General features: G+C 69.8%; 25 protein-coding genes and 1 other RNA gene. 14 read left to right on the plus strand and 12 right to left on the minus strand.

Going from position 1 to position 25148, the window contains the following annotated elements:
- Window positions 1-67 precede the first annotated feature (67 nt).
- The 5 genes from ilvD to CKCBHOJB_RS04225 all read left to right on the plus strand — a co-directional run bounded on the left by ilvD (window position 68) and on the right by CKCBHOJB_RS04225 (window position 4324).
- Complete coding sequence (ilvD, locus tag CKCBHOJB_RS04205) at window positions 68-1918, plus strand: dihydroxy-acid dehydratase (RefSeq protein WP_281050779.1); 1851 nt, start codon at window positions 68-70, stop codon at window positions 1916-1918.
- Between the two features lie 50 nt (window positions 1919-1968).
- Window positions 1969-2163: a hypothetical protein gene (locus CKCBHOJB_RS04210; RefSeq protein ID WP_281050780.1), complete on the plus strand. Its 195-nt coding sequence runs from the start codon at window positions 1969-1971 to the stop codon at window positions 2161-2163.
- Window positions 2164-2167: 4 nt separating this feature from the next.
- Window positions 2168-2470, plus strand: coding sequence for a cell division protein ZapA (locus CKCBHOJB_RS04215; RefSeq protein ID WP_281050781.1), 303 nt, complete (start codon window positions 2168-2170; stop codon window positions 2468-2470).
- A gap of 45 nt (window positions 2471-2515) precedes the next feature.
- A non-coding RNA gene (gene ssrS, locus CKCBHOJB_RS04220) (6S RNA) lies at window positions 2516-2699 on the plus strand.
- A gap of 167 nt (window positions 2700-2866) precedes the next feature.
- Window positions 2867-4324, plus strand: coding sequence for a potassium transporter TrkG (locus tag CKCBHOJB_RS04225; RefSeq protein WP_281050782.1), 1458 nt, complete (start codon window positions 2867-2869; stop codon window positions 4322-4324).
- On the opposite strand, the gene CKCBHOJB_RS04230 is transcribed toward CKCBHOJB_RS04225, so the two are convergent.
- From CKCBHOJB_RS04230 to CKCBHOJB_RS04245, 4 genes are read right to left on the minus strand one after another with little or no spacing between them, the layout of a single operon-like run.
- The gene (locus CKCBHOJB_RS04230) at window positions 4281-5027 is read right to left on the minus strand and encodes a response regulator (protein ID WP_281050783.1); all 747 of its coding nucleotides are present in this window, start codon (window positions 5025-5027) and stop codon (window positions 4281-4283) included. The genes CKCBHOJB_RS04225 and CKCBHOJB_RS04230 overlap by 44 nt on opposite strands.
- Window positions 5024-6157, minus strand: coding sequence for a DUF4118 domain-containing protein (locus CKCBHOJB_RS04235; protein ID WP_281050784.1), 1134 nt, complete (start codon window positions 6155-6157; stop codon window positions 5024-5026). Before CKCBHOJB_RS04235 ends, CKCBHOJB_RS04230 begins: the two co-directional genes overlap by 4 nt.
- Before the next feature lie 17 nt (window positions 6158-6174).
- On the minus strand, window positions 6175-7182 hold the full coding sequence (locus tag CKCBHOJB_RS04240) for a PA2778 family cysteine peptidase (protein WP_281050785.1): 1008 nt from the start codon (window positions 7180-7182) through the stop codon (window positions 6175-6177).
- A gap of 6 nt (window positions 7183-7188) precedes the next feature.
- Complete coding sequence (locus CKCBHOJB_RS04245; RefSeq protein WP_281050786.1) at window positions 7189-7584, minus strand: PA2779 family protein; 396 nt, start codon at window positions 7582-7584, stop codon at window positions 7189-7191.
- 263 nt (window positions 7585-7847) lie between these two features.
- On the opposite strand from CKCBHOJB_RS04245, the gene CKCBHOJB_RS04250 reads away from it, so the two are divergent.
- Window positions 7848-8654 (plus strand): sulfite exporter TauE/SafE family protein, encoded by an 807-nt coding sequence (locus tag CKCBHOJB_RS04250; RefSeq protein ID WP_281050787.1) that lies wholly within the window; start codon window positions 7848-7850, stop codon window positions 8652-8654.
- A gap of 10 nt (window positions 8655-8664) precedes the next feature.
- Window positions 8665-9288 (plus strand): homoserine/homoserine lactone efflux protein, encoded by a 624-nt coding sequence (rhtB, locus tag CKCBHOJB_RS04255; protein WP_281050788.1) that lies wholly within the window; start codon window positions 8665-8667, stop codon window positions 9286-9288.
- 61 nt (window positions 9289-9349) lie between these two features.
- Here rhtB and CKCBHOJB_RS04260 read toward each other — a convergent pair whose 3' ends face one another.
- From CKCBHOJB_RS04260 to CKCBHOJB_RS04280, 5 genes are all read right to left on the minus strand, one after another.
- Window positions 9350-10306 (minus strand): zinc ABC transporter substrate-binding protein, encoded by a 957-nt coding sequence (locus tag CKCBHOJB_RS04260; protein WP_281050789.1) that lies wholly within the window; start codon window positions 10304-10306, stop codon window positions 9350-9352.
- A gap of 64 nt (window positions 10307-10370) precedes the next feature.
- Entirely contained in the window at window positions 10371-11237 is an 867-nt protein-coding gene (locus CKCBHOJB_RS04265; protein ID WP_281050790.1) for a metal ABC transporter permease, read from the minus strand.
- 51 nt (window positions 11238-11288) lie between these two features.
- Window positions 11289-12206 (minus strand): ABC transporter ATP-binding protein, encoded by a 918-nt coding sequence (locus tag CKCBHOJB_RS04270; RefSeq protein WP_281050791.1) that lies wholly within the window; start codon window positions 12204-12206, stop codon window positions 11289-11291.
- 1 nt (window position 12207) lies between these two features.
- A complete protein-coding gene (locus CKCBHOJB_RS04275) occupies window positions 12208-12444 on the minus strand; it encodes a hypothetical protein (RefSeq protein ID WP_281050792.1) in 237 nt (78 codons plus the stop codon).
- Entirely contained in the window at window positions 12441-12908 is a 468-nt protein-coding gene (locus CKCBHOJB_RS04280; protein ID WP_281051612.1) for a Fur family transcriptional regulator, read from the minus strand. The genes CKCBHOJB_RS04275 and CKCBHOJB_RS04280 overlap by 4 nt, the downstream gene beginning before the upstream one ends.
- Window positions 12909-13163: 255 nt before the next feature.
- Here CKCBHOJB_RS04280 and CKCBHOJB_RS04285 point away from each other — a divergent pair, with 255 nt between their 5' ends.
- Genes CKCBHOJB_RS04285 through CKCBHOJB_RS04300 form a run of 4 tightly spaced genes read left to right on the plus strand, consistent with a single transcriptional unit; the run spans window position 13164 to window position 17648 of the window.
- Window positions 13164-15266: a type I secretion system permease/ATPase gene (locus tag CKCBHOJB_RS04285; protein ID WP_281051613.1), complete on the plus strand. Its 2103-nt coding sequence runs from the start codon at window positions 13164-13166 to the stop codon at window positions 15264-15266.
- Complete coding sequence (locus tag CKCBHOJB_RS04290; RefSeq protein ID WP_281050793.1) at window positions 15263-16681, plus strand: HlyD family type I secretion periplasmic adaptor subunit; 1419 nt, start codon at window positions 15263-15265, stop codon at window positions 16679-16681. Before CKCBHOJB_RS04285 ends, CKCBHOJB_RS04290 begins: the two co-directional genes overlap by 4 nt.
- Entirely contained in the window at window positions 16678-17313 is a 636-nt protein-coding gene (locus CKCBHOJB_RS04295; protein ID WP_281050794.1) for a response regulator transcription factor, read from the plus strand. Before CKCBHOJB_RS04290 ends, CKCBHOJB_RS04295 begins: the two co-directional genes overlap by 4 nt.
- Complete coding sequence (locus tag CKCBHOJB_RS04300) at window positions 17310-17648, plus strand: hypothetical protein (RefSeq protein ID WP_281050795.1); 339 nt, start codon at window positions 17310-17312, stop codon at window positions 17646-17648. Before CKCBHOJB_RS04295 ends, CKCBHOJB_RS04300 begins: the two co-directional genes overlap by 4 nt.
- A gap of 95 nt (window positions 17649-17743) precedes the next feature.
- Here the strand turns inward: CKCBHOJB_RS04300 and CKCBHOJB_RS04305 are convergent, their stop codons facing one another.
- Together CKCBHOJB_RS04305 and CKCBHOJB_RS04310 are read right to left on the minus strand one after the other, a co-directional pair.
- On the minus strand, window positions 17744-19702 hold the full coding sequence (locus tag CKCBHOJB_RS04305) for an EAL domain-containing protein (RefSeq protein WP_281050796.1): 1959 nt from the start codon (window positions 19700-19702) through the stop codon (window positions 17744-17746).
- A 25-nt stretch (window positions 19703-19727) separates the two neighbouring features.
- Window positions 19728-20438, minus strand: a complete 711-nt coding sequence (locus CKCBHOJB_RS04310; RefSeq protein ID WP_348634858.1) for a transglutaminase-like cysteine peptidase — start codon at window positions 20436-20438, stop codon at window positions 19728-19730.
- Between the two features lie 240 nt (window positions 20439-20678).
- Between CKCBHOJB_RS04310 and CKCBHOJB_RS04315 the strand changes: the two genes are divergently transcribed.
- Entirely contained in the window at window positions 20679-22121 is a 1443-nt protein-coding gene (locus tag CKCBHOJB_RS04315) for a TolC family outer membrane protein (protein ID WP_281050797.1), read from the plus strand.
- Window positions 22122-22190: 69 nt separating this feature from the next.
- Here the strand turns inward: CKCBHOJB_RS04315 and CKCBHOJB_RS04320 are convergent, their stop codons facing one another.
- Window positions 22191-22973, minus strand: a complete 783-nt coding sequence (locus CKCBHOJB_RS04320) for an enoyl-CoA hydratase-related protein (RefSeq protein WP_281050798.1) — start codon at window positions 22971-22973, stop codon at window positions 22191-22193.
- Between the two features lie 177 nt (window positions 22974-23150).
- Between CKCBHOJB_RS04320 and CKCBHOJB_RS04325 the strand changes: the two genes are divergently transcribed.
- Window positions 23151-23459: a DUF485 domain-containing protein gene (locus CKCBHOJB_RS04325; protein WP_004314660.1), complete on the plus strand. Its 309-nt coding sequence runs from the start codon at window positions 23151-23153 to the stop codon at window positions 23457-23459.
- Window positions 23459-25138 (plus strand): cation acetate symporter, encoded by a 1680-nt coding sequence (locus tag CKCBHOJB_RS04330; RefSeq protein WP_281051615.1) that lies wholly within the window; start codon window positions 23459-23461, stop codon window positions 25136-25138. The genes CKCBHOJB_RS04325 and CKCBHOJB_RS04330 overlap by 1 nt, the downstream gene beginning before the upstream one ends.
- Window positions 25139-25148: the final 10 nt, after the last annotated feature.

Raw genomic sequence — 25148 nt, forward strand, 5'->3', positions numbered from 1 at the left:
TGATACGCATGCTTCGCGGTGCGCGTTAGAATCAGCACCTTTCCCGCTGATCTTCCGGAGCGCCTCCATGCCCCAGTACCGTTCCCGCACCTCCACCGCCGGCCGCAACATGGCGGGCGCCCGCGCCCTGTGGCGCGCCACCGGCATGAAGGACGAGGACTTCAGCAAGCCGATCATCGCGATCGCCAACAGCTTCACCCAGTTCGTGCCCGGCCACGTGCACCTGAAGGATCTCGGCCAGCTCGTCGCGCGCGAGATCGAGGCCGCCGGCGGCGTCGCCAAGGAATTCAACACCATCGCGGTCGATGACGGCATCGCCATGGGTCACGGCGGCATGCTGTATTCGCTGCCCTCGCGCGAACTGATTGCCGACAGCGTCGAGTACATGTGCAACGCCCACACCGCCGACGCCCTGGTGTGCATCTCGAACTGCGACAAGATCACCCCGGGCATGCTGATGGCCGCGCTGCGCCTCAACATCCCGGCGATCTTCGTCTCCGGCGGGCCGATGGAGGCCGGCAAGGTCAAGTGGGAAGCCAAGGTCATCTCGCTCGACCTGGTCGATGCGATGGTCAAGGCCGCCGACAAGTCGTGCTCGGACGAGGAGGTCGACGCCATCGAGCGCTCCGCCTGCCCGACCTGCGGTTCGTGTTCGGGCATGTTCACCGCGAACTCGATGAACTGCCTCACCGAGGCGCTCGGCCTGTCGCTGCCGGGCAATGGCACCACGCTGGCCACCCACGCCGACCGCGAGCGCCTGTTCAGGGAAGCCGGCCGTCGCATCGTCGACCTCGCCCGCCGCTACTACGAAAAGGACGACGCCTCGGTGCTGCCGCGCTCGATCGCCAGCTTCAAGGCCTTCGAGAACGCGATGAGCCTGGACGTGGCCATGGGCGGCTCGACCAACACCGTGCTCCACCTGCTCGCCGCCGCGCGCGAGGCCGGCGTGGACTTCACCATGAAGGACATCGACCACGTCAGCCGCCGCGTGCCCTGCCTGTGCAAGGTCGCGCCGGCGATTGCCGACGTGCACATCGAGGACGTGCATCGTGCCGGCGGCATCATGAGCATCCTCGGCGAGCTCGACCGCGCCGGCCTGCTGCACACCGACGTGCCCACCGTGCACAGCGCCTCGATGGCCGAGGCGCTCGACAAGTGGGACATCAAGCGCACTTCCGACGAGGCGGTGCACACCTTCTACCGCGCTGCGCCCGGCGGCGTGCCGACCCAGGTCGCCTTCAGCCAGGATCGGCGCTGGAAGGCGCTCGACGCCGACCGCGAGCACGGCATCATCCGCAACAAGGAACACGCCTTCACCGCCGATGGCGGCCTCGCCGTGCTCTACGGCAACATCGCCGAGAAGGGCTGCATCGTGAAGACCGCCGGCGTGGATGAATCCATCTGGAAATTCACCGGCAAGGCCCGCGTGTACGAGAGCCAGGAAGACGCGGTCGAGGGGATCCTCGGCGAGCAGGTGCAGGCCGGCGACGTGGTGGTGATCCGCTACGAAGGCCCCAAGGGCGGCCCCGGCATGCAGGAGATGCTGTACCCGACCTCCTACCTCAAGAGCCGCGGCCTCGGCGCGCAGTGCGCGCTGCTCACCGACGGGCGCTTCTCCGGCGGCACCTCCGGCCTGTCGATCGGCCATGCTTCTCCCGAGGCGGCCTGCGGCGGCGCGATCGCGCTGGTCGAGGACGGTGACACGATCGAGATCGACATCCCGAACCGTCGCATCCATCTGGCGATTGCCGACGCCGAACTCGCGCGTCGTCGCGCAGCGATGGAGGCCAGGGGCGCGGCGGCGTGGAAGCCGGCCAAGCGCGAGCGCGTGGTCTCGGCCGCGCTGCAGGCCTATGCGGCGCTCACCACCTCGGCCGACACCGGCGCGGTGCGCGACGTCACCCAGGTCCAGCGCTGATTGCCCCGAGCGGATTGACCCCTCGTCGGCCGCTCACTACCATCGCCGCCATGGATACCGAATTCGCCCAGCTCGAAGCCCAGCTCGAGCAACTGATCAGCCGCTATGAACGCCTGAAGGCCGACAACGCCGCCCTGCGCGGCCGCGTCGTCCAGCTCGAGGGCGAGAATCGCCGGCTCGCCGACAAGGTCCGCCTCGCTGCGGACCGCCTCGAGAGCCTGCTCGACAAACTGCCGGAGGCCTGAAGCGATGTCCGCCGATCACCTCGACATGATGCTGCTGGGGAAGGAGTACCGCATTTCCTGCACCCCGGAGAGTCGCGATGAGCTTCTCGCAACCGTCGCCTATCTAGACGACAAGTTCCGCGAACTGGGGGCGAAAACGAACTCTTCCGGCGAAAAGCTCGCGGTCATGACCGCGCTGAACATCGCCCACGAGTTCCTCCAGTACCAGCGTGGAACCGGGTTTGACATGCCGGGCATGAAGCGTAGAATCGGACTCATGAAAGCGCGCCTCGACGGGGTGCTCGGCCAGCAGGACAAGCTCTTCTGAGCCTTCGTCACGCAAGCCGGACAAGCCAGCCGATGCGCAAAGATCAATCCCCTGCAGTGTTCGTCGAAGTCGTAGACTCCTTGAACCAATAGTCGAGAGACTCGGTCGCTGACCATAGATGCCGCTGGTGTGAACGCCCCTAGCCGGGTGATCCTGAAGCGGAAGGGACGCGACCTCCCTGAACCCAAGGTTCAGGATGCCCGGCGGAGACGGCACAGGCGGGGGGCCATAAAAGAGGGCGCGGTGAGCGATCATCGCGCCCTCTTCGCGTCCACGCCGCGCCACCATTCCCCGCGCTTCATGTTGCACCGCAAACTCTTAACGCCATCTTTACGCGCGCCGGCCTAGCATCTGCAGCATTGACGTCCTTCCGCGGCCCTCGCCGTCTTTGCTGCAATGCGAGCCTATTTTCCCGTCCTCGGTGTGCTCGGCATGATGCTGATGCTGTTCGGACTGGTGATGGGCTTTCCGCTGGCGGCATCCTTCTTCCTCGACGACGGTGCCACCGAGGCCTACGACCTCGCCATTCTCGTCACCTTTGCCACCGGCCTGCTCGTATGGGCTGGCTCCCGCGGCCAGCGGCGCGACCTTCAGGTCTCCGACGGCTTCCTGCTGGTCGCCGCGACCTGGTTGATCACGCCGGTGTTCGGCGCGCTGCCGCTGATCTTCTACCTGCCCGGGCTGTCCTTCACCGACGCGTACTTCGAGGCCGCCTCCGGGCTCACCACGACCGGGGCCACGGTGCTGACCGGGCTGGATCAGCTACCGGTGTCTATCAACCTGTGGCGCTGCTTCATGCACTGGGTGGGCGGCATGGGCGTCATCGTGCTGATGGTGGCGGTGCTACCCTTGCTGGGGATCGGCGGCCGGCAGATCTTCCGCGCCGAGACGCCGGGGCCGATGAAGGAGTCCGGTCTCACCCCGCGCATCGCCGAGACCGCCAAGGGCCTGTGGGGCGTTTATGTCGTGCTGACGATCGCCTGCGGCCTGGCGCTTTGGCAGGCCGGCATGGCGCCCTGGGACGCGGTGATCCACGCCTTCTCGATCATGGGCCTGGGCGGCTTCTCCACTCGCGACGCCAGCCTCGGCGCCTTCGACAGCGTGCCGATCGAGACCGTCACCATCGTCTTCGCGCTGCTGTCGGGCATCAACTACGCGACCCATTACCTTGCGCTGGTGCATCGAACGCCACGCCCCTACGGCCAGGACCCCGAGCTGCGCTGGTTCTTCGGCGTGCTCGCGGTCACGGTCATCTTCCTCACCGTCTACCTGCTCGAAGGCGGCGCCTACCGTGACGGCGCGCTGGCGTTCCGCCATGTCTCCTTCCACGCCGTCTCGCTCGCCACCTCGCTCGGCCTCGCGACCTACGACTACACGGTGTGGCCGATGTTCGCGCAGCTGTGGATCCTGTTCCTGAGCAGCTTCGCCGCGTGTTCGGGCTCGACCGGCGGTGGCATCAAGATGATGCGCGCGATCATCCTGTACAAGCAGGTGCATCGCGAGATCGTGCGCTCGCTGCACCCGAGCGCGGTGGTGCCGCTGCGCCTAGGCAGGCAGCGCGTCTCCGACAACGTGCTGCACGCGGTGCTCGCCTTCAGCTTCATGTACATGGTCAGCATCGTCAGTCTGACCCTGGTGCTGGCGGCCTCGGGCATGGACCTGGTCACCGCGTTCTCGGGGGTGGTTGCCTGCATCAACAACGCCGGGCCGGGGCTGGCCGCGGTGGGGCCGGCGGGCAACTACCAGGGGCTGAGCGACTTCCAGACCTGGGTGCTGAGCTTCGCGATGATCCTCGGCCGGCTGGAGATCTTCACCCTGCTGGTGGTGCTGATGCCGGCGTTCTGGCGGCGGTGAATGGCTCGAGCGCCAGCCGGTAGCCCACGCCCGGTTCGGTGAGGATGTGGACCGGCAGGCGCGGATCGGGCTCGAGCTTGCGCCGCAATCCGGCCATGTACACGCGCAGGTAATGCGCGTGCTCGACGTGATTGGGCCCCCAGGCGCCGGCGAGCAGCTGGCGCTGGGTCACCACCCGACCCGCGGCGGCGGCGAGCAGGCCGAGCAGGCGGAACTCGATCGGAGTCAGGTGCACCGGTTCGCCGGCGCGCGTCACCCGGCGTTGCTCGAGATCGAGCTCGACCTCGCCGAACGCCACCCGCGCCGCCGCCTGTGGCGGTCGCATCGCCCGCCGCAGCAGCGCGCGCACGCGGGCGAGGAGTTCGCCCACGCCGAAGGGCTTGGCCAGGTAGTCGTCGGCACCGGCGTCCAGTGCTGCTACCTTGTCGGCCTCGTCGCTGCGTGCCGACAGCACCAGCACCGGCATGCCGCTCCAGGCGCGCAGTTCGGCGAGCACCGCCATGCCGTCGCCGTCGGGCAGGCCGAGGTCGAGCACCAGCAGGTCGGGGCGGCGGCTGGCGAGCTCGATGCGACCGCGCTCGCACGAGGCGGCCTCGTGCACCGTGCAGTCTTCGGATTCGAGCGCCGCGCGCACGAAGCGACGGATGCCGGCATCGTCTTCGACCAGCAGCACGACCGGGGCGGGACGTTGCGTGTTCTTCATCGTCCGGTATCCGGTTCGTCGCCTTCCGACGGCGGCAGTTCGGGCTGCGGCGGTAGCGGCAGGCGCAGCGTGAAGCAGGCCCCGGCACCATCGCGGTTTTGCGCCCGCACAGTGCCGCCGTGCGCCTCGATTATCGCGCGCACGATCGCCAGGCCGAGGCCGGTGCCGGCATCTCCCGTCGGTGCCGGGGGCGCGGACGAGGGGTGGGGTGTGCGCATGAAGCGCTCGAAGATCGCCTGCTCGCGCCCGGGCGGCAGACCGCAGCCGTCGTCGCAGACGCTGATCGACACCGATCCGGCGCTCGTGCATGCCGAGAGCGCGATGTGGCCACCTGCCGGCGTGTGCGCGATCGCGTTGTCGAGCAGGTTGCAGATCACCCGTTCGATCAGCACTGCGTCGGCCTGCAGCAGGGGCAGGTCGTCGGGCAGATCGAGCGTCAGCACATGCCGACGCAGCGCATGGGCGCGCGCTCGCAGCGCACTGCCGACGAGTTCGTCCACCGCCAGCCAGTCGAGCCTCAGGCGCGGGTTCTCCGACTGCAGGCGGGCGAGGTCGAGCAGGTCGCGGGCAAGCGCGTGGGTGCGCAGCGCCTCGCTGCGGATCGCCTCGGCCAGTTCGGCCTGCGCCGGGGGCAGTGGCGGTCCGGCCAGCGGCAGCGATTCGGCCAGGCCGGCGAGCGCGGTGAGCGGCGTGCGCAGATCGTGAGACAGCGAGGCGAGCAGGGTGTTGCGCAGGCGCTCGGACTCCACCGCAAGGCGCGCCTGCGCTGTCTCCTGCGCACGCGCCTCGGCGGTGTCGCGCTCGCGGCGCAGGCGGGCGACGAGCTCGGCGGTGGTCAGCGCCACCGCGAGCAGCACCGCGAAGGTCAGCAGGTACTGCAGGTCCGACACCGCGAGCGTAAAGTGCGGATGCACGAAGAAGAAGTCGAACAGCGCCACCGAAAGGAAGGCGGCGAACACCGCCGGTCCGCGCCCGAGGCGGATTGCCGCGAACAGCACCGCGAGCGGGAACAGCATCGCGATGTTGGCGAGATCGAACTGGCCGAGCAGCGGCGCCCCGAGCAGGGCGACCGCGATCACCGCGAGCGCGGCCTTCGCATAGTCCGGCCAGGGCGAGCGGCGTGTCGACACGGGGCGGCGGGCGGATCTCAGCGCGCGGCCGCGGCCGCGTCGATCGCCCGCAGGGTGCCCAGCAGCGTGTCGCGCAGCGGGCCGGCGACGGCCAGCCCGCGTTCGGCCGCCTGGCGCGCCGCGGCGGGGCGGCCGAGTTCCAGCAGCACACGGGCGCGGTTGTTGTGTGCCGCGGCCTGGTCGCGGGTGTCGGCGGCGCGCCCGAAGCTGGCCTCGGCGCCGGCCAGGTCGCCGGACTGGTACAGGACGTTGCCCAGCCCCATCAGCAGCGTGTAGCTGTCCGGCCAGCGCTGCAGGCCGGCGCGGTAGGCGGTGGCCGCAGCCCGGGGCGGGGCCGTGCGCTCGAAGGCGACCAGGGCTTCGGTGCCGGCGGCCTCGGTCGCGGTGGCCGCCAGCTTTCCCGGCGGCAGGGCGACGAAGGCCCAGTGTCCGCCGCGCTTCCAGGTGTGCTCGAAGGTGCGCAGGGCGAGTGCCTGGCGCTTCATCGGCCCGGAGCGCAGCAGGATTTCGCCGCCCTCGAGGTCGTAGCCGACCGCCACCGCGTAGTGCCAGGACGGCGCCCACGACAGGCCCAGGTTCTGCAGCACGACCACCGGATGGCCGGCGGCGAGTTCGCGGAACAGGGCTTCGAGCGTGCCCGGGATCAGGGTCGCCACCGCGCCGCTGCGGCGCGCGCCGGCGAGCATCTCGATCTGCAGCGAGCCCTCGCGGCCGGGCAGGAAGACGCGGCCGACCAGATCCTCGGGCCGTGTCGGCAGGCCGGCGGCGGACAGGGTGGTGGCGAGCGCGGCCGGCCCGCAGAAGTGGCTGTCGTCGGGGAAGAAGGGCGTGTCGGCGAGTTCCACGCGGGCGGGCAGGCCGGCGGGCGGCTGCGCCAGCAGGGCCGGAGCCTGGGTGGCGCAGCCGCCCGCCAGCAGTGTCGCCAGCAACAGGGCAAGCACGAGCAGGGCGGAAAGGCGCGATCGCGGTGCGCGGATGGCGAGAGCGCCGTCCGCTGCCGCGGCTGCCTGGATACCGACAGCCATGCCCCGTCAGCGCACCGAGCGGGTGAAGGGGAAGACCTTGGTCAGACCCAGGATGTCGGTGAGCAGCAGCACGAAGAACACCAGCAGGATGGCCCCGATGATGCCGCCGGCCGGTGCGCTGTCGATCTGCTCGGCCAGGCGCGTGGCCTCGGCGTCGGTGAGCGCGGCAATGCGGTCCTGGGCAAGCGCGGGGTCGACGCCCTGGCGCAGCATCTCGGCACGCACGTCGTCGCGGGCGAGCGCCGCGGCGAGGCGGGCGTGGCCCGATTCAGCCTGCGCCGCGGTGGCCAGGCGGGCCGCCTCCTCGGTGGAGACGAGCGCGGCCTGCGCGGACTGGACGGTGGTCACGTTGAGGACGCTGACGCTGAGCACTACGGCAAGCAGGCGCTGGATTCGTTTCATTGTTTTCTCCTCGATCGGTTGCGGGACGCACGCGCGGTTGCCTGCGCGGACGGCGGTCGACAACTATAGGCGATCCGCATCCGCACGGTACGCCGACAGGGCCGGGAATATTGCTTCCAGTTGCTTCCGCGTGGTCCGGTTGCACTCGTGTGCCGCAGTCCCGGCTTGCCGGCGGAGGGTGGGCTGGTTGATAGTTCACGGTTTTCTCGATCGCAGCGGATCGTCCGGCGATCGAAAACCAGAGCAAAACAAGAGAGAACCCCATGGATGTCGATATCTGGTGGCTCGCCTACCCCGTGCTCGGGGTGGTGGTGGGCTTTTTTGCCGGCCTGCTCGGCGTGGGCGGCGGCGGCATCATGGTGCCGATGCTGACGACCTTCTTCCTGGCGCAGGATTTTCCGCGCGACCAGGTGGTGCACATGGCGCTCGGCACCTCGATGGCGGCGATCGTGCTGACCTCGGTGTCCAGCCTGCGCGCCCACCACGCCCATGGCGCGGTGCGCTGGGACGTGGTGCGCCTGATCACGCCCGGCATCCTGCTCGGCACCTTCGGCGCCACCTTCGTCGCCGCGCGGGTCGACACCGAGCCGCTGGCGATCTTCTTCGCGGTGTTCATGGCCTACGTGTCGATGCAGATGCTGCTCAACATCAAGCCCAAGCCCTCGCGCGAGCTGCCCGGGGCGGTCGGCATGAGCGCGGCCGGGCTGGGCATCGGCGGCATCTCTGCGTTGGTGGCGATCGGCGGCGGCTCGCTGTCGGTGCCTTTCATGACCTGGTGCAACGTCAAGATGCAGAACGCGATCGGCACCTCGGCGGCGATCGGCCTGCCGATCGCGCTTGCCGGCACCGTGGGTTATCTGGTCAATGGCTGGGGCGCGCCCGGCACGCCGGCGCTGACCCTGGGCTACATCTACCTGCCGGCGCTGGTGCTGGTGTCGGTGGTGAGCATGTTCTTCGCGCCGCTCGGCGCGAAACTCGCCCACCGCCTGCCGGTGGCGACGCTGAAGAAGGTGTTCGCCGGCGTGCTGATGCTGCTGTGCGCGAAGATGCTGCACAGCCTGTTCGGTTGAGGAGGAGGCGATGAGCTGGACGATGTGGCTGGCCTTTCTGGCCGCGGCGATGGTGATCGCGGTTTCCCCTGGTCCGGGCGCGGTGCTGTCGATGTCCACCGGCCTGCGCTACGGCTATGGCGCCGCGCTGCGCAGCATCGCCGGGCTGGAGATCGCGCTGCTGCTGCAGCTCGGGGTGGTGGCGCTGGGCCTGGGGGCGCTGCTGGCGACCTCGGAGACGGCGTTCGCGGCGGTGAAGTTCGCCGGCGCTGCTTACCTGGTGTGGCTGGGCGTGAACAAGTGGCGCGCGCCGCCGGAGCCGATCGGCGAGGGCGACGACGCGATTCGTCCCCATTCCCGCCGCCAGCTTTACGCCCAGGGCATCCTGGTGAACCTGACCAACCCCAAGGCGATCGTGTTCATCGCCGCCCTTGTGCCGCAGTTCATCGTCCCGGACCGGCCGCAATTGCCGCAGTTCGCGATCATCGGCGCGACCATGGTCGCCGTCGATACGATGGTGATGTCCTGCTACGCGCTGCTCGCCACGCGCTTCCGTCCCCTGCTGCGCAATCCGCGCCTGCTGCGCGTGCAGAACCGCGTGTTCGGCGGGCTCTTCGTCGGCGCGGGGGCGATGCTGGCGGTGTCGAGCCGCTGATCCCGGGGCCGCGGCGGAGCGCCTGGATCAGGCGCTCCGTGAGCGGGAAGAGGCGTTGTTCCTAGCGCGCCGCCCCCGCCCCGAGCAGCGCGTTGCGCAGGGCGTCGAGGTTGGCTCGCATCATCCGCACATAGCTCGGCGCCGGGCCGGCGGTCGTCGACAGCGCGTCCGAGTACAGCGTGCCGCCGACCTGCGCGCCGCTTTCGCTGCGGATGCGCTCGATCAGGCGCGGGTCGGCCACGTTCTCGATGAACACCGCCGGCACCTTCTCGGCCTTCAACTGACGGATCAGGCGGGCGACGCCCTGGGCGGTGGGTTCGGCGTTGTTCGCCACGCCCACCGGGGACAGGAAGCGGATGCCGTAGGCACGGCCGAAATAACCGAAGGCGTCGTGCGAGCTCACCACCTTGCGGCGCTCGGCGGGCAGGGCGGCGAACGCGGCGCGGATCTCGGCGTCGAGCGCCTTCAGCTCGCCGTCGTAGCGTTCGGCGTTGGCGCGGTAGGTGCTCGCGCCCTCCGGGTCGGCCTTCGCCAGTGCATCGGCGATGTTGGCGACATAGCGGCGGGTGTTGGCGACGTCCTGCCAGGCGTGGGGGTCGACCGCCTTGCCGGCGTGGCCATGATCGTGGCCGTGGCCGTCGTCCTCCGCCATCGCCAGCGTGGCGACGCCTGCGCTGGCCACCACCACCGTGCCCTTGTAACCGCCGGCGCGCGCCAGGCGCACCATCCAGTCGTCGAAGCCGAGCCCGTTGACCACCACCAGCGCGGCGGCGCCGATCTCGCGTGCGTCGGACGGCCGCGGCTGGAAGGCGTGGGCGTCCTCGTCCGCGCCCACCAGCGTACGGACCTTGACCCGCTCGCCGCCGACCTGTTGCACCAGGTCGCCGAGGATGCTGAAGCTGGTGCTGACCTCGAGCGCCTGGGCATGGGCGGCGGTCGTCAGCAGCAGGGCGGTGCAGGCGGTGGCGAGCGCGCGCAGGCTGCGGCGCAGGATGGGGGCGTGGCGTGTCGTCGTCATCGGCTTTGAAGGGACTGGAGTGGGAACAGGCGGGCGGCTGCCGCGGTTGATGTGTCCAGGCTGCTCAGGACTCGAGATGCCGACGTACCGGCAGCCGGCCGGCAAGCAGGCCGCCGGGCGCGGCCAGCAGGGACACGAAATACACCACGCCGCAGACCAGCACGATCGCGGGTCCGGCGGGCACGTCGGCGTGGAAGGACAGCAGCAGGCCGCTGGCGCCGCTGCCGAAGGCGAACAGCACCGCGAGCAGCAGCAGCATCGGCAGGCCCTTCGCCCACAGGCGGGCAGCGGCCGAGGGCAGGATCATGATGCCCACCGCCATCAGCGTGCCCAGGGCGTGGAAGCCGCTCACCAGGTTGATCACCACCAGCATCAGGAAGCCGTAGTGCGCAACCGGCGACCAGCGGCTCACCCCGCGCAGGAAGGCGGGGTCGAAGCATTCCATCACCAGCGGGCGGAGCAGCAGCGCCAGGCACACCAGGGTGACGCTGGCGATGCTGGCGATCAGCAGCAGCGAGGCGTCGTCGAGCGCCAGCACCGAGCCGAACAGCACGTGCAGCAGATCGAGATTCTTGCCGCGCAGCGACACGATCATCACCCCGGCGGCGAGCGACAGCAGGTAGAAGGCTGCCAGGCTGGCGTCCTCCTTGAGCACCGAGGCGCGGGTGACCACGCCGGCCGCCAGCACCACCACCAGGCCGGCGACGATGCCGCCGACCGTCATCGCGCCCAGCGACAGGCCGAAGGCGAGGTAGCCGAGCGCGGCGCCGGGCAGGATGGCGTGGCTCATCGCGTCGCCCATCAGGCTCATGCGGCGCAGCAGCAGGAACACGCCCACCGGGGTGGCGCCGAGCGCCAGCGCCAGGCAGCCGGCGAGCGCGCGGCGCATGAAGGCGAACTCGGTGAAGGGGGAGATCAGGAAGTCGGTCACGTGGGGCAGGGGGCGTTCGCATCGGGAGCAAGGGCTCCGGCATGCGGCGGGTCAGTGAGGGTGATGGTTCCTGCCGGGCGCAGGGGTGTAGGGGTGCCGAGTCGCGGCAGGCCGCGAATCGACGGCCGGATGAACGTGATCGGATGCGCCACCGCCGGGGTGTGCATGGGGGGCGGCGACGCCTTCCTGCGCATGGTCTGCGAGTTCCACCGCCGGCAGGGCCTCGATGTGGCATTCGTGGGCGTGCTCGTCGAAGGCCTCGGACAGGCGGCGCGCGCGCGCCAGAAGCTCCGGCGTCAGCACCTCGGCGGTGGGGCCGAAGGCCACCGGTTCGCGTGACAGCAGCAGCGCGGTCGGGAAATGGCGGCGTACCTGCTCGAGGTCGTGCACCACGGTGAGGATGGTGCGCCCCTCCGCGTGCCAGGCCAGGATCAGGCGCACCAGGTCCTCGACCGTGCGGCTGTCGATGGCGGCGAAGGGTTCGTCGAGCAGGATCAGCGGCGCATCCTGCAGCATCAGGCGGGCGAAGCGCGCGCGCTGCAGCTGGCCGCCCGACAGCGAGCCGATCGGCCGCGATTCGAAGCCGGCCAGGCCAACCGCCTCGAGCACCGCACGCACCCGTCGGCGCTGGTCGTGCGACAAGCCGCCGAAGGCGCCGATCTCGTGCCACAGCCCCATCGCCACCACGTCGAACACCGACACCGGAAAGCTGTGGTCGATCTCGCCGCGCTGCGGCATGTAGGCCAGGCCGCCGGGCGGTAGCGCGGGCAGCACGATGCGCCCGCCGATCGGGCGCAGCTCGCCGGCGAGGCCCTTCAGCAGCGTGGACTTGCCCGCGCCGTTGGGACCGACCACCGCCACCAGCGCGCCGGCCGGGATTTCGGCGGAAAGATGGTGCACCGCCGGGTGGCGGTCGTAGCCCAGGGTGAGGTTGTCGAGGTGGATCATGGGCAGGACGGCGTCGTGCATGTCAGCGCAGCGCCCACAGCACGGTGGTCCACAGCAGCGCGAGCGCACCCGCGACCAAGGCCAGGCGGGCGGCGAGGCCGGCGCTGAGCAGGCTGCGTGCCGGGAAGGGGCGCAGGCCGTGGTTGCGATGCGCCTCGTCGCGCCCGCGACGCGGACCGGCCGCGCGGTACGCGGGCAGCGGCAGGGACTGGCCGACCGCGGACGTCGCGCGCCGCGGCGGGCGTTCGTGAGTGTTCATCGCGCGCCGTCCTTGATGCGCTGGAGGCCGCAGTCGGCGCAGGCGCCGTGCAGCACCAGTTCCGCGCGATCGAACTCGAAGCCGGCGGGCAGCGCCGGGCTGGGCGCGGCGGGAACGTCTTCCAGGCACACGATCTGGCCGCAGCGGTCGCAATGGAAGTGCGCGTGGCGGTGCGTGTCCTCGCGCCGGATCTCGAAGCGCCAGGCGCGCTCGCCACCGGCGATGCGCTGGGCGATGCCCTGCTCGACCAGCCATTCCAGCGCGCGGTACAGGGTGACGCGGTCGTGGACGATGCCGGCGGCGTCGAGCGCGGCGCCGATCTCGTCGTGCGACAGCGGGTGCGCCGAGCGCTGCAGGGTCTCGATCACCGCGATCCGCGTACGGGTGACCCGGCCGCCGTGGGCGACGATCAGCTCGCGCGCGCTCGCCGCGACCGGATGGGAGTGGGCGCTGCTCATCGGCAGGTCTCGTTAGAGTGCATTGATGCAACATTGTAGCATTAGAGGGCGTGCGTTGCGGTAGTACGCCCTACGCCAATCTTGCGGCGACGGTGACATATTGACGTGACCGTCAGGGCGACCTCCCCGGATAATGGAAAAAATCGGCAACCGGGGTGAAGGGTCGTGAGTGAAGCGGACGTAGCGGAGTTGCATGTCAGCCGTGCGGGAGCGCCGCGGCGGGAGGGCGCGCGTGCCGCCCCGGCGCAGGCTCGCCAGGATCTGGTCGATTGCCTGCAGCTGGTGGCGCGCGCACACGGCATCGCCACCACCCGCGACGCCCTGCTTGCCGGTCTGCCGGTGGGCGCCGAGGGCCTGTCGCCCTCGCTCTTCGAGCGCGCCGCGCGTCGCGCCGGGATGGCGAGCAACATCGTCCGCCGCCCGCTCGAGGCGCTCAACACCGCGCTGTTTCCGGCCATCGTGCTGCTCGATCAGGATCACGCCTGCGTGCTCGCCGGCTGGAGCGCGGATGGCACCCGCGCGCGGGTGATCTTCCCCGAGCTCGGCGAGGCCGAACTCGAGCTGCCACGTGCCGAGCTCGCCGCGCGCTACAGCGGACGGACGATCTACGTTCGCCCGCAGGTGCGCTTCGATGCGCGCGCGCCCGAGGTCCACGCCTTGCGCGAACGCCACTGGTTCTGGGGGCGGATCGCCGAGAACCGTGCGCTCTATCGCGACGTGCTGCTCGCCGCCCTGCTGGTGAACCTGTTCGCGATCGCGATGCCGCTCTTCGTCATGAACGTGTACGACCGCGTGGTGCCGAACAATGCGGTCGAGACGCTGTGGGTGCTGGCGCTCGGCGTCGGGATCGTGCTGGTGGGCGAGCTCGTGCTGCGCACCCTGCGCGGCTACTTCGTCGATCTCGCCGGCAGTCGCGCCGACGTGCGCATCTCCGCGCACATCATGGAGCGGGTGCTCGGCATGCGCATGGAGGAGCGTCCGCCCTCGGCCGGATCCTTCGCTGCCAACCTGCGCGCCTTCGAGTCGGTGCGCGACTTCATCGGCTCGGCGACGGTGGTCGCCTTCGTAGATCTGCCGTTCGCGCTGCTGTTCCTGGTCGTGATCGGCTGGATCGCCTGGCCGCTGGTGATCCCCTTCGTGCTCGGCGTGGCCGTCCTCCTGCTCTATGCGATCGGCGTGCAGGGGCGGATGCACGCGCTGGCCGAGACAACCTATCGTGCCGGCGCGCAGCGCAACGCCACCCTGGTCGAGGGCCTGGTGGGGCTGGAGACGCTGAAGGCGATCGGCGCCGAGGCGCCGATGCAGCGCAAGTGGGAGAAGAGCGCCGCGCTGCTGTCGCGCGTCACCGCCCAGCTGCGCCTGCTGGCGGCGAGCGCGAGCCATGCCTCGGCCTTCGCGCAGCAGGTGGTGGGCGTCGCGATCATCGTGCTCGGGGTGTATCTGATCGGCCAGGGCGAGCTGTCGATGGGTGGCCTGATCGCCTGCTACATGCTGTCCTCGCGCGCGATGGCGCCGGTCGGCCAGGTGACCGGCCTGCTCACCCAGTATCACAACGCCTCGACCGCGCTCGCTTCGCTCGAGCAGGTGATGTCGCGCGAGGTCGAGCGCCCGGACGGCAAGGCCTTCATCAGCCGCGGCAGCCTAGCCGGCGACATCGAGTTCCGCGACGTCAGCTTCACCTATCCCGGCCAGCAGGTCGAGGCGCTGAAGAACGTGTCGCTGCGCATCCGCGCCGGAGAGCGCGTCGGCATCCTCGGTCGCGTCGGCTCGGGCAAGAGCACGCTCGAGAAGCTCATCCTCGGTCTCTACCGGCCGAGCTCGGGGGCGGTGCTGATCGACGGCATCGATCAGCGCCAGCTCGATCCGGCCGAGCTGCGCCGCCACATCGGCTACGTCGCCCAGGACGTGACCCTGTTCTACGGCAGCCTGCGCGACAACATCACGATCGCCGCGCCGCTCGCCGACGACGCCGACGTGCTGCATGCGGCGACGCTCGCCGGGCTCGCCGAGTTCGTCAATACCCATCCGCAAGGCTTCGACATGCTGGTGGGCGAGCGTGGGGACTCGCTGTCCGGCGGGCAGCGTCAAGGCGTCGCGCTGGCGCGGGCGATGATCAACGATCCGCCGATCCTGCTCCTCGACGAGCCCACCGCGGCGATGGACCACTCGAGCGAGGAAGAGCTAAAGCGCCGCCTGGCCGAGTTCGCGCGCGGCAAGACCATGATCGTGGTCACCCATCGCACCTCGCTGCTGGATCTGGTCGATCGCATCGTCGTCGTCGACGGCGGGCGCATCGTCGCCGACGGCCCGAAGGCCAAGGTGGTCGAGGCCCTGCGCCAGGGCCGGATCGGGAGGGCGGCATGAAGGACAGTGCCGACCGCAAGCTGTTCGATGGCATCGGCGGCATGATCGGCCGCAGCGAGGGCGCCGGCGAAGCCGTGTTCGGCGCGCCGCTGAAGCGGCTGGCACGCGGCGCGGAGCAGGAGAGCCTCGACTGGGCGGGCGATGCCGACTGGGCACGCCTGGAACAGGAGCCGCTGCGCGCGCGGATGCTGCTGCGCGTGGGTTTCGTCGTGCTGCTGGTGCTGCTGATGTGGGCGGCGTTCGCCGAGGTCGACGAGGTCAGCCGCGGCGAGGCGAAGGTGATCCCGTCCAGCCAGGTGCAGATCATCCAGTCTGTCGATGGCGGCGTGGTCGAGGAGATCGCGGTGCGCGAGGGCCAGATCGTCGAGGCCGGGCAGCTGCTGCTGCGCATCGACCCCACCCGCTTCGCCGCCTCGCTCGCGGAGAACCGCGCCGAGTTCCTCGCCCTGGAAGCCAAGCGCGCGCGGCTCGCAGCGCTCACCGAAGGCAGCCCCTTCGTCGTGCCCGCCGAACTGCAGGCGCAGGCTCCGGACATCGTCGCCCACGAGCGCCGGCTGTACGAATCGAGCCGTGCCGGGATGAGCGCCCAGCTCTCGATCGCGCACGAGCAGCTCGCGCAGCGCAGGCAGGAACTCAACGAGGTGCTGGCACGCAGGGAACAGGCCGGGCGGGCTTACGAGCTGGCCCAGCAGGAACTGCAGGTGACGCGCCCGCTGCTCGCTTCCGGGGCCGTGTCCGAGGTCGACCTGCTGCGCCTGCAGCGCGACGTCGCCCGCCTGCGCGGCGACCGCGACCAGTCCTCGGCGCAGATCTCGCGCATCCAGGCGGCGATCGCCGAGGCCGAGCGCAAGATCCAGGAGGTGGAGCTGAACGTGCGCAACCAGTTGCGCGGCGAACTCTCCGACACCATGGCGCGGCTGTCCAGCCTGAGCGCCGGCAGCGGCGCGCTGAAGGACAAGGTCAAGCACGCCGAGATCCGCGCGCCGATGCGTGGCACGGTCAAGCGCCTGCTGGTCAATACCGTGGGCGGGGTGGTGATGCCGGGCAAGGAAGTGGTCGAGGTGGTGCCGCTCGACGAGGCGCTGATCCTCGAGGCGCGCATCAAGCCGGCCGACATCGCCTTCCTGCGCCCCGGGCAGGAGGCGCTGGTGAAGTTCACCGCCTACGACTTCGCGGTCTACGGCGGGCTCGAGGCGGTCGTGGACAACATCGGCGCCGACACCGTGGTCGATGACAAGGACAATGCCTTCTACGTGGTGCGGGTGCGCACGCTGGAGACCAGCCTCGGCGAGAACCTGCCCATCATTCCGGGCATGGTGGCCCAGGTGGACGTACTCACCGGCAAGAAGAGCATCCTTTCCTACCTGCTGAAGCCCGTGCTGCGGGCGAAGGCGAACGCGCTTTCCGAACGATGATGCGACATTTCTTCCTGACCCAGGCCGGCGTTGCGCCCTCCGCGCGCTGGTGCGAGGCTTTTCCGGAGGGCGAGCCGGCTACGCTGACGGAAATCCTGGACAAGGCGGGCGGGGGCGATCTGGTCTGGATGTCCTCCCGGCTCGAGGACTGGGCCGTCGTCCTTGCCCGTGTGGCGGACAGCCTGCCGGACTGTCCGGTGGTGCTGCTCTCGCTGCGGCCGGACGACGAGGAAGGGCTGCGCGCGCTCGATGCCGGGGCGCGCGGCTACTGCCACGAGATGGCGGCGATGGCGCTGCTGCGCGAGGTCGCGCTGGTGGTCGCGCATCAGGGGCTGTGGGTCGGGCCGGCGCTGCTGTCGCGCTTCCTCGGCGCCGTCCGCAGCCACCTGCCGTTCCAGGTCGACGCCGCGATCGAGCTGCCGGCGGTGCTGTCGGTGCGGGAGCTCGAAGTGGCGCGTGCGGTCAGCGAGGGGCTGACCAACAAGGAGGTGGCCGCGCGCCTCGGCATCACCGAGCGCACGGTCAAGGCCCACCTCGGCGCAGTGTTCGAGAAGCTCGGCGTGCGCGATCGCCTGCAACTGGTGCTGCGCCTGGCCGGCCGCGTTGGCGCCGAGGCGGTGGACCAGCCATGATCCACGTCCGACGCAATCCGGCGGGAGAGATCATCGCCGCCAGTCGCCAGGCGCCGGAAGACGGCGAGTTCGGCTGGGAGACGGTCGATGCCGCCGACCCGGCGCTCGCCGCCTTCGGCAGCGACCTCATGGCCCAGGCGAATCCGCTCAGCGCCTCCGACCTCGGCTTCGTCCGCGTGCTCGAGGACGTCATCGACCTGCTGATCGCGCGTGGGGTAATCCTGTTCACCGACCTGCCGCCCGCCGCACAGGACAAGCTGATGGAGCGGCGCAACACCCGCGCCGGGCTCACCGCCCGCCTCAGTCTGCTCGACGACAGGGATGGCCTGATCTGATCAGGCGGCCGGCTTTTCTCCGTTCGGAGAAAGTCGGCCGCCCAATGCGATCCGCATGGCCGGGCTGGCGATGGTATTGACGATCGTCGGCCCGCTTAGACAGGAGCTTTGGGTGTCGCCGCAGAGGCCTTCGGTGATTCCGAACTCGGCGCTGACGCCATGCGCAGCACCGGGCCGGTGACGGCATCGACCCCCAGGCCGGTCAGGCAGCGGTTCTCGGCTTCGGTGCACACGCCTTCGGCGATCGCGAGCAGGCCGAGGGCATGGGTGAGCGAGCACAGGCTGCGCACGAAGGCCTGGTTGCCCGGCGAGGCGTCGATGTCGCGCACGAAGGCGATGTCGATCTTCAGGTAGTCGAGGCCGAGCTCGTGCAAGCCGGTGAAGCCGGAGAATTCCCGGCCGCCGTGATCCAGGCCGATGCGGCAGCCCAGCGCGCGCAGCGCGAGGCACAGGCTGCGGAACTCCACCTGGTGACGCAGCGCTGCAGACTCCTGGACCTCGATCCACAGCCTGCCGGCGAGGCCGGGGTGCCGGCCCAGGGTCTCGTACAGGGTGGCGTGGAAGCCGGCGTCGCGCAGCGCGGCCGCCGACAGGTTGATCGCGAGCTCGCGGCCAGGGTTCTGCTCCAGCTGGCGCAGCGCGGCGCGCAGCACGTGGATGTCGATCGTCGGCAGCAGATCCAGGCGTGCCGCCCACGGCAGGAACTGTGCCGCAGTGCGCAGGTGGCCTTCCAGCAGGAGGCGGACCGGGGCCTCCTCGTGCACCAGGCTGCCGTCCGCGCGCACCACCGGGAAGGCGGCCAGTTCGAGGTGCCCGGCGTCGAGCGCCGCGCTCAGGCCGGCGCGCCAGGCGTCGGCGCTGTCGTAGGGCAGCATGGCCTCGGCCGGAGCGCTCTCGATGGCTCCTTCGAGGCCGAGTTCGGCGGCGGCGAGCGCGGCGTCGGCGCGTGCCAGCACCCGACCCGCTGCCTCGCCCGGCTGGTAGGTGCAGCCGGCGATGCGCAGGCTCGATGCGAGCCCGGCGCCGAGCGCATCCTGCAGTGCACCCCGCAGTTCGTCGGCCAGGCTCGCCGCTTCGCCAGGACCGCGTGCGAGCAGGGCGAAGTCGCTGGCGTTGAGGCGACCGCACTCGGTGCTGGCCTGGGCGCGGGCGGCGCCGGCGAGGCTGCTCGCCAGCTTCACCAGCGCCTCGTCCACCGCCTTGCGGCCGAGCCGTTGGTTGAGGGCGTCGAGGTCCGTCACCCGTGCCAGCACCAGGCTGCCACCGGCGGCATCGTCGTCGCGGGCCAGCGCGCTGTCGAGCTGGCGCAGGAACTGGGCGCGGTTGAACAGGCCGGTGAGCTCGTCGTGCTCGACCTGGCGGCGCAGCGCCTCCAGCCGTTGTGTCTCGTCCTCGAGCAGCTTGCGGATGTGTCCGGAGAGCGCGTTCATCGCCCGCACCACGCTGCGGAACTCGGCGGTCGCCGGTTCCGGGACGGTGGTGAAGCGACGCTCGCCGATGTCGCGGGCCTGGGCGACCATCGCCTTGAGCGGCCGGGTGATCAGGTGCAGGGCCAGGGTGCCGATCGCGCCGCACACCAGCGCGACGCCGAGCAGCCAGGCGAGCAGCCGACCGGTGCCCGCCCACAGCGACGCGTAGGCGTAACGGTCGTGGCTGTCGACGGTCAGCGTGCCGTACTGCCGCCAGCCGTCCTGCACCTGGGCGACGCCGGGCTGGGTGGAAATGGGGGCCAGACGCACGAACCAGGCCGGCACCTCCGGCGGAAGCGCGGGCTGGCTGCGCTCGGCCAGGGTGCTGCCATCGGGGCCGACCAGGCGGATCAGGCGATAGTGGCCGGTGTCGAACTGCGCCGCGATCTGCAGTTCCACCGTCACCGGATCCTTGTCGAGCTGCGACAGCGACAGCGCGAGTGCGCCGGCGTTGTCGATGTTCTTCACCCGGAGTTCCTGCTCGAGGTATTGGCGCGCATTCTCCAGACTCACCGTCAGCGCGCCGCCGAGGGCGATCGCGGTGACGAGGAGGATGGCGATCCAGAGCTGTTTGGTCAGGGTCATGATGGATATGCCTTCGGGTAGTGCGTCAGGGGGTCAAGTGCAGGCCCTCGCGCCGCATGCGGTCGAGGACGTCGCGCCAGCGCGACAGACGGGCGCTGGAGTCCGCCGTGGTCCGGTTGCCCACCCACAGGCCCTCGGCGTTGAAGCTGAAGACCGGGAACAGGTCCGGCCGCCGGCCGGCGGGGCGGATCTCGCCGATCAGGTTGTCGAGCACCAGCGGTTCGGCATCGGGCGTGGGAAAGTAGCCGAGCACCATGTGGGCCTGGGACTGGCTGCTGCGCGGGCCACCGATGCGTGCGCGCACGTAGATCAGGCGCAGCTGGCTGTCGGGGACGCCGAGCAGGCGCAGGCTGATGTACTTGGCGATGGCGAAGTCCTCGCAGTCGCCCGCGCCCTCGCCGAGGGTCTCCAGCGGCGTGGCCCAGTAGTCGGACTGCTTCCAGACCACGCTGTCGTCGTCGAAGTGAAGCTGGCGGTTGAGGAGGGTGTTGATCCGCTCGAGCTGCTCCGGCGGGGGCAGTGACTGGACTTCGGCGAGCACCCGCTGCCAGTCGCCGACCCTGCGCGCGCCTTGGGCGCCGTAGCGTGATTCCGCCAGGCCGTGCAGATGGTCGAGCTCCGGCATCGCCAGCACGAAGCGTGCGCCGATGGCGAACAGCACGGCGCACAGCCCGCCGGCGAGCCGGTACAGGCCGGAGAAGCGGCGTTGCGCGGGGAGGGAGAGGCTGATGGACATCGCGGGCCTGTGTGGGCGTGGACCGCATTATCCGGGATCGCGCTCGACCCTGTCGTGCGCTAGTCCTCGCTGCCACGCAAGTGGCGCACCGTCACGGCCTTTGTGCACCGTACCGTTAGCTAGTTCGCGGTCGCGCGGCCGATGCGGCTGTTACCATTTTCATAAATTCAACCGGCCACCCTGCTCGGGTGTCACGTTCGGCCCGTGCCGGAGCCCACCACAATTTGCATCGGAGCACCCATGAAAACCGTTCGCACCCTTGTCTGTCTCGCCGTGCTGTCCGCCATCCAGGTGGCGCCGGTGCAGGCCGCCCCCGACGCCCTCCGCGATGCGGCGCGCAAGGCGGTGGTGAGCAATCCCGAAGTGCAGGCGCGCTGGCACGCCTTCCGGGCTGCCGAGGCCGAGCGCGACGTCGCCCGCGGCGGCTATCTGCCGGAGATCGACGTGATCGGCAGCGTGGGCCGCGAGCGCCTGAAGCGGCCGCAGGAGGATGCCGATACCTACACCCATCGCAACGCCACGCTGTCGCTCAACCAGATGGTGTATGACGGCTTCTTCACCCGCAGCGAGGTGTCGCGCCTGGGCTATGCCCGCCTGGTGCGCTACTACGAGCTGGTCGATGCCGCCGAGGGTGCGGCGCTGGAAGCCGTCCGTGCCTATGTCGACGTGCTCCGCTATCGCGAGCTGGCGCGGCTGGCCCAGGACAACTACGTGCAGCACCGCCAGGTGCACGACCAGATCGGCGAGCGCGCGGATGCGGGCGTGGGGCGCCGGGTTGACCTCGAGCAGGCGAGCGGTCGTCTCGCGCTGGCCGAGTCGAACCTGCTCACCGAGACCTCGAACCTGTACGACGTCAGTGCGCGTTACCTGCGCGTGATCGGCGAGGATCCCGCCGCGGTGCTGCCGCCCCTGGGCGAGCGGCTGGGGGCGGGCGAAATGCCGGCCGACATCAACGCCGCGCTGCGCGAGGCGCTCAACCTGAGCCCGATGCTCAACGCCGCGGTGGAGAACGTCCGCGCCGGACAGGCCGAGATCGAGGCCCGCCGCGCCGCCTACCATCCGCGTGTCGACCTGCGTGCCCGCCAGGCGCTCGATCGCAACCTCGACGGCGTGTCCGGCAATACCCGCGAGGGCGTGGTCGAGCTGGTGATGAGCTACAACATCTTCCGCGGCGGTTCCGACGATGCCCGCATGCGCCAGGCGGCCGAGGGCCTGAACCAGGCCAAGGACCTGCGCGAGAAGGCCTGCCGCGACCTGCGCCAGACCCTGTCGATCGCCTACAACGACTCGCAGCGGCTCAAGGAACAGCTCGGCTATCTCGACCAGCACCAGTTGTCGATCGCGAAGGCGCGCGAGGCCTACCGTCGGCAGTTCGACATCGGCCAGCGCACCCTGCTCGACCTGCTCGATACCGAGAACGAGTACTTCCAGGCCCGTCGTGCCTACGTCAATGCGGTGTACGACCAGCGCATCGCCGAGGCGCGCACGCTTGCCGGCATCGGCCGTCTGATGCCCGCGCTCGAGGTCGCGCGCGAGGATCTGCCGAGCGGGCCTGCGCTCGGCCAGGATCGCGCCGGCATCGACCCTGAGTCGGTGTGCCCGCCGGATGCGCCGGTGCCGCTGCAGGTCGACAAGGAGGCCGTGTTCGCGGAGGCCATGCGCCAGGGGGGCGCTGGCCGCTGACGCCGGTTCGCCCGCATCTCCCGACGCCCGCTCCGAGCGGGCGTCGTCGTTTACCGCGCCGGCGACCGTTCAGCAGCCCTTGAACCGCGGGGGGCGCTTGGCGAGGAAGGCATCCAGACCCTCGCGATAGTCCTCGGTTGCGAGGAAGTCGAAGGCGGCGCGTTTCTCCGCCGCGCTCAGCGGCGCGCCGGTCATCAGCCGTCTCACCCACTGCTTGTGCCAGCGCGCCACCAGCGGCGCACCGGCGCAGATGCGCGCGGCACAGGCGGCGGCTTCCTCGAATACCTTCTCGTCATCCACCACGCGGGAGAGCAGGCCTTTCTGCAGCGCCTCGCGCGCGGACAGGATGCGGCCCTCGAGCAGGATTTCCAGCACCACCGCCGGCCCCACCAGCGCGAGCAGGCCGGCCATCTCGCCGGGATACATCGAGAAGCCGAGGCGGTTGATCGGCGCGCCGAAACGCGCGGACTCGCCGGCGATGCGGATGTCGCAGCAGCCGGCGATCTCCAGTCCGCCGCCGACGCAGGCGCCGCGGATGGCGGCCACGGTAGGGACGGCGCATTCGCGGATCGCGTCCAGCGCGCTGGCGACCAGATCCTCGTGGTAGTGCAGCGCGTCGTCGACCGTGGCGCGCACGCGCAGGAATTCCTCGATGTCGCCGCCGGCGGCAAAGGCTTCCTCGCCGGCGCCGCGCAGGATCACGCAGCGCACGCCGTCGGTGTCCGCGATCTGCCGCATGGCCGACGACAGGCCGCGCCACATCGCGGCGTTCACCGCATTGAGCTTGGCCGGATTGTGCAGCGTGACGGTGGCGAGTCCGGCACTGATTTCGAGGTCGATACGTGTGGTCATGCGCAGGCGGCTTTTCAATAAATAAAATTTTTCCATACGGACATGTATGGAGTCTTGTGAATGATATATCATCCGCCCGATCGACACGCCGCGTCAGACGGACCGGTCGACAGGAGGAGGGTGGAGGCTAGCGTTTCTGCGTTGCTTATCCATGGGAGGGAGAAAGTGTCTAGCTCGATGTATGCGCACATCAGGCGCAATCCGCGGTTCGCGGAACTGGTGGCCAAGCGGACCCGCTTCGCGGGCATCCTCGCGGCGATCGTGTTGATCGTCTTCTACGGCTTCGTGCTGCTCGTGGCGTTCGCGCCCGAGCTCATCGGCAAGCGTCTGTTCGAGGGCAGCAACCTGACCTTCGGCATCCTGGCCGGCCTGCTGCAGTTCATCTTCTTCTGGGTCCTGACCCTGGTGTACGTCCGCCGCGCCAATGGCGAGTTCGACGACATCAACAAGGAACTGGTCAAGGCCGCGTGGAAGGAGGAGAAATGATGAACGCCCGCATGCACTCCCGTCTCGGCGCCGGCCTGCTGGCCCTGGCCGCCAGCCCGCTCGCGCTCGCCGCCGGTCCCGCGATGGACGCGGCCGAGAAGCAGCCGCTCAACCTTCACGCAATCGGCATGTTCTTCGTGTTCGTGCTGATGACCCTGGGCATCACCTACTGGGCGGCCAGCCGCACCAAGTCGACCGCCGACTTCTACACCGCCGGCGGTGGCATCACCGGCTTCCAGAACGGCCTGGCGATCGCCGGCGACTACATGTCCGCCGCCACGCTGCTCGGTCTCACCGCGATGATGTACGCGCAGGGTGTCGATGCCTACATCTACATGCTGTCCTTCTTCGTGGGCTGGCCGATCATCCTGTTCCTGATGGCCGAACGCCTGCGCAACCTGGGCAAGTTCACCTTCGCCGACATCACCGCCTACCGCCTCGACCAGGGCAAGGTGCGCACGATGGCGGCGGTGAGCTCGCTGACCGTGGTGTGCTTCTACCTCGTCGCGCAGATGGTGGGTGCCGGCCAGCTCATCAAGCTGCTGTTCGGTCTCGACTACAACATCGCGCTCGTCGTCGTCGGCGCGCTGATGATGGTGTATGTGACCTTCGGCGGCATGGTCGCCACCACCTGGGTGCAGATCATCAAGGCCTGCATGCTCCTGGTCGGCGGCACCGCGGTCGGCCTGCTCGCGTTCAGCCAGTTCGGCTTCTCGTTCGACGAGCTGACCACGCGTGCGATGGAAGTGCACAAGCTGGGTGAGAAGCTGCTCAACCCCGGCAGCCTGCTCGCCGACCCGGTCACCGCGATCTCGCTCGGCCTCGGCCTGATGTTCGGCACCGCCGGCCTGCCGCACATCCTGATGCGCTTCTTCACCGTGACCGACGCCAAGGAAGCGCGCAAGTCCGTGCTCTACGCCTCGGGCATCGTCGCCTACTTCTTCAACGTCATCGCCATCATGGGTCTGTGCGCGATCATCATCGTCGGCCAGAACCCGCAGTTCTTCGAAGGCGGACAGATCGGCGGCAAGGTCATCGGCGGCGGCAACATGATCGCCATGCACCTGGCCAATGCGGTCGGCGGCAACCTGCTCCTCGGCTTCCTGTCGGCGGTGGCCTTCGCGACCATCCTCGCGGTGGTGGCGGGCCTGGCGCTGGCCGGTGCCTCGGCGATCTCGCACGACATCTACTCGCGCGTCATCATGAAGGGCAAGGCCAACGAAGCCACCGAACTGAAGGTGTCGAAGTTCGCCACCATCGGCCTGGGCGTGGTCGCGGTCCTGCTCGGCATGGCCTTCGAGAAGATGAACATCGCGTTCATGGTCGCGCTCGCCTTCGGCGTGGCGGCTTCGGCCAACTTCCCGGTGCTGATCCTGTCGATGTACTGGAAGGGCCTCACCACCAAGGGCGCTCTGGTGGGCGGCTACTCCGGCCTGGCCAGCGCGGTGCTGTTCGTGCTGCTGTCCAAGTCGGTGTGGGTGGATGTGCTGGGCAACGCTTCGGCGATCTTCCCCTACACCCAGCCGGCGCTGTTCTCGATGCCGATCGCCTTCTTCATGACCTGGCTGTTCTCCACGCTCGACAAGAGCAAGGTGGCCGAGGCCGAGAAGGAAGCCTTCGAGGACCAGTACGTGCGCGCCCAGACCGGCGTCGGTGCCGCGACCGCCTCGTCGCACTGATCGCCCCGTC

The sequence above is a fragment of the Thauera sp. GDN1 genome, assembly GCF_029223545.1.
Taxonomy (GTDB): domain Bacteria; phylum Pseudomonadota; class Gammaproteobacteria; order Burkholderiales; family Rhodocyclaceae; genus Thauera.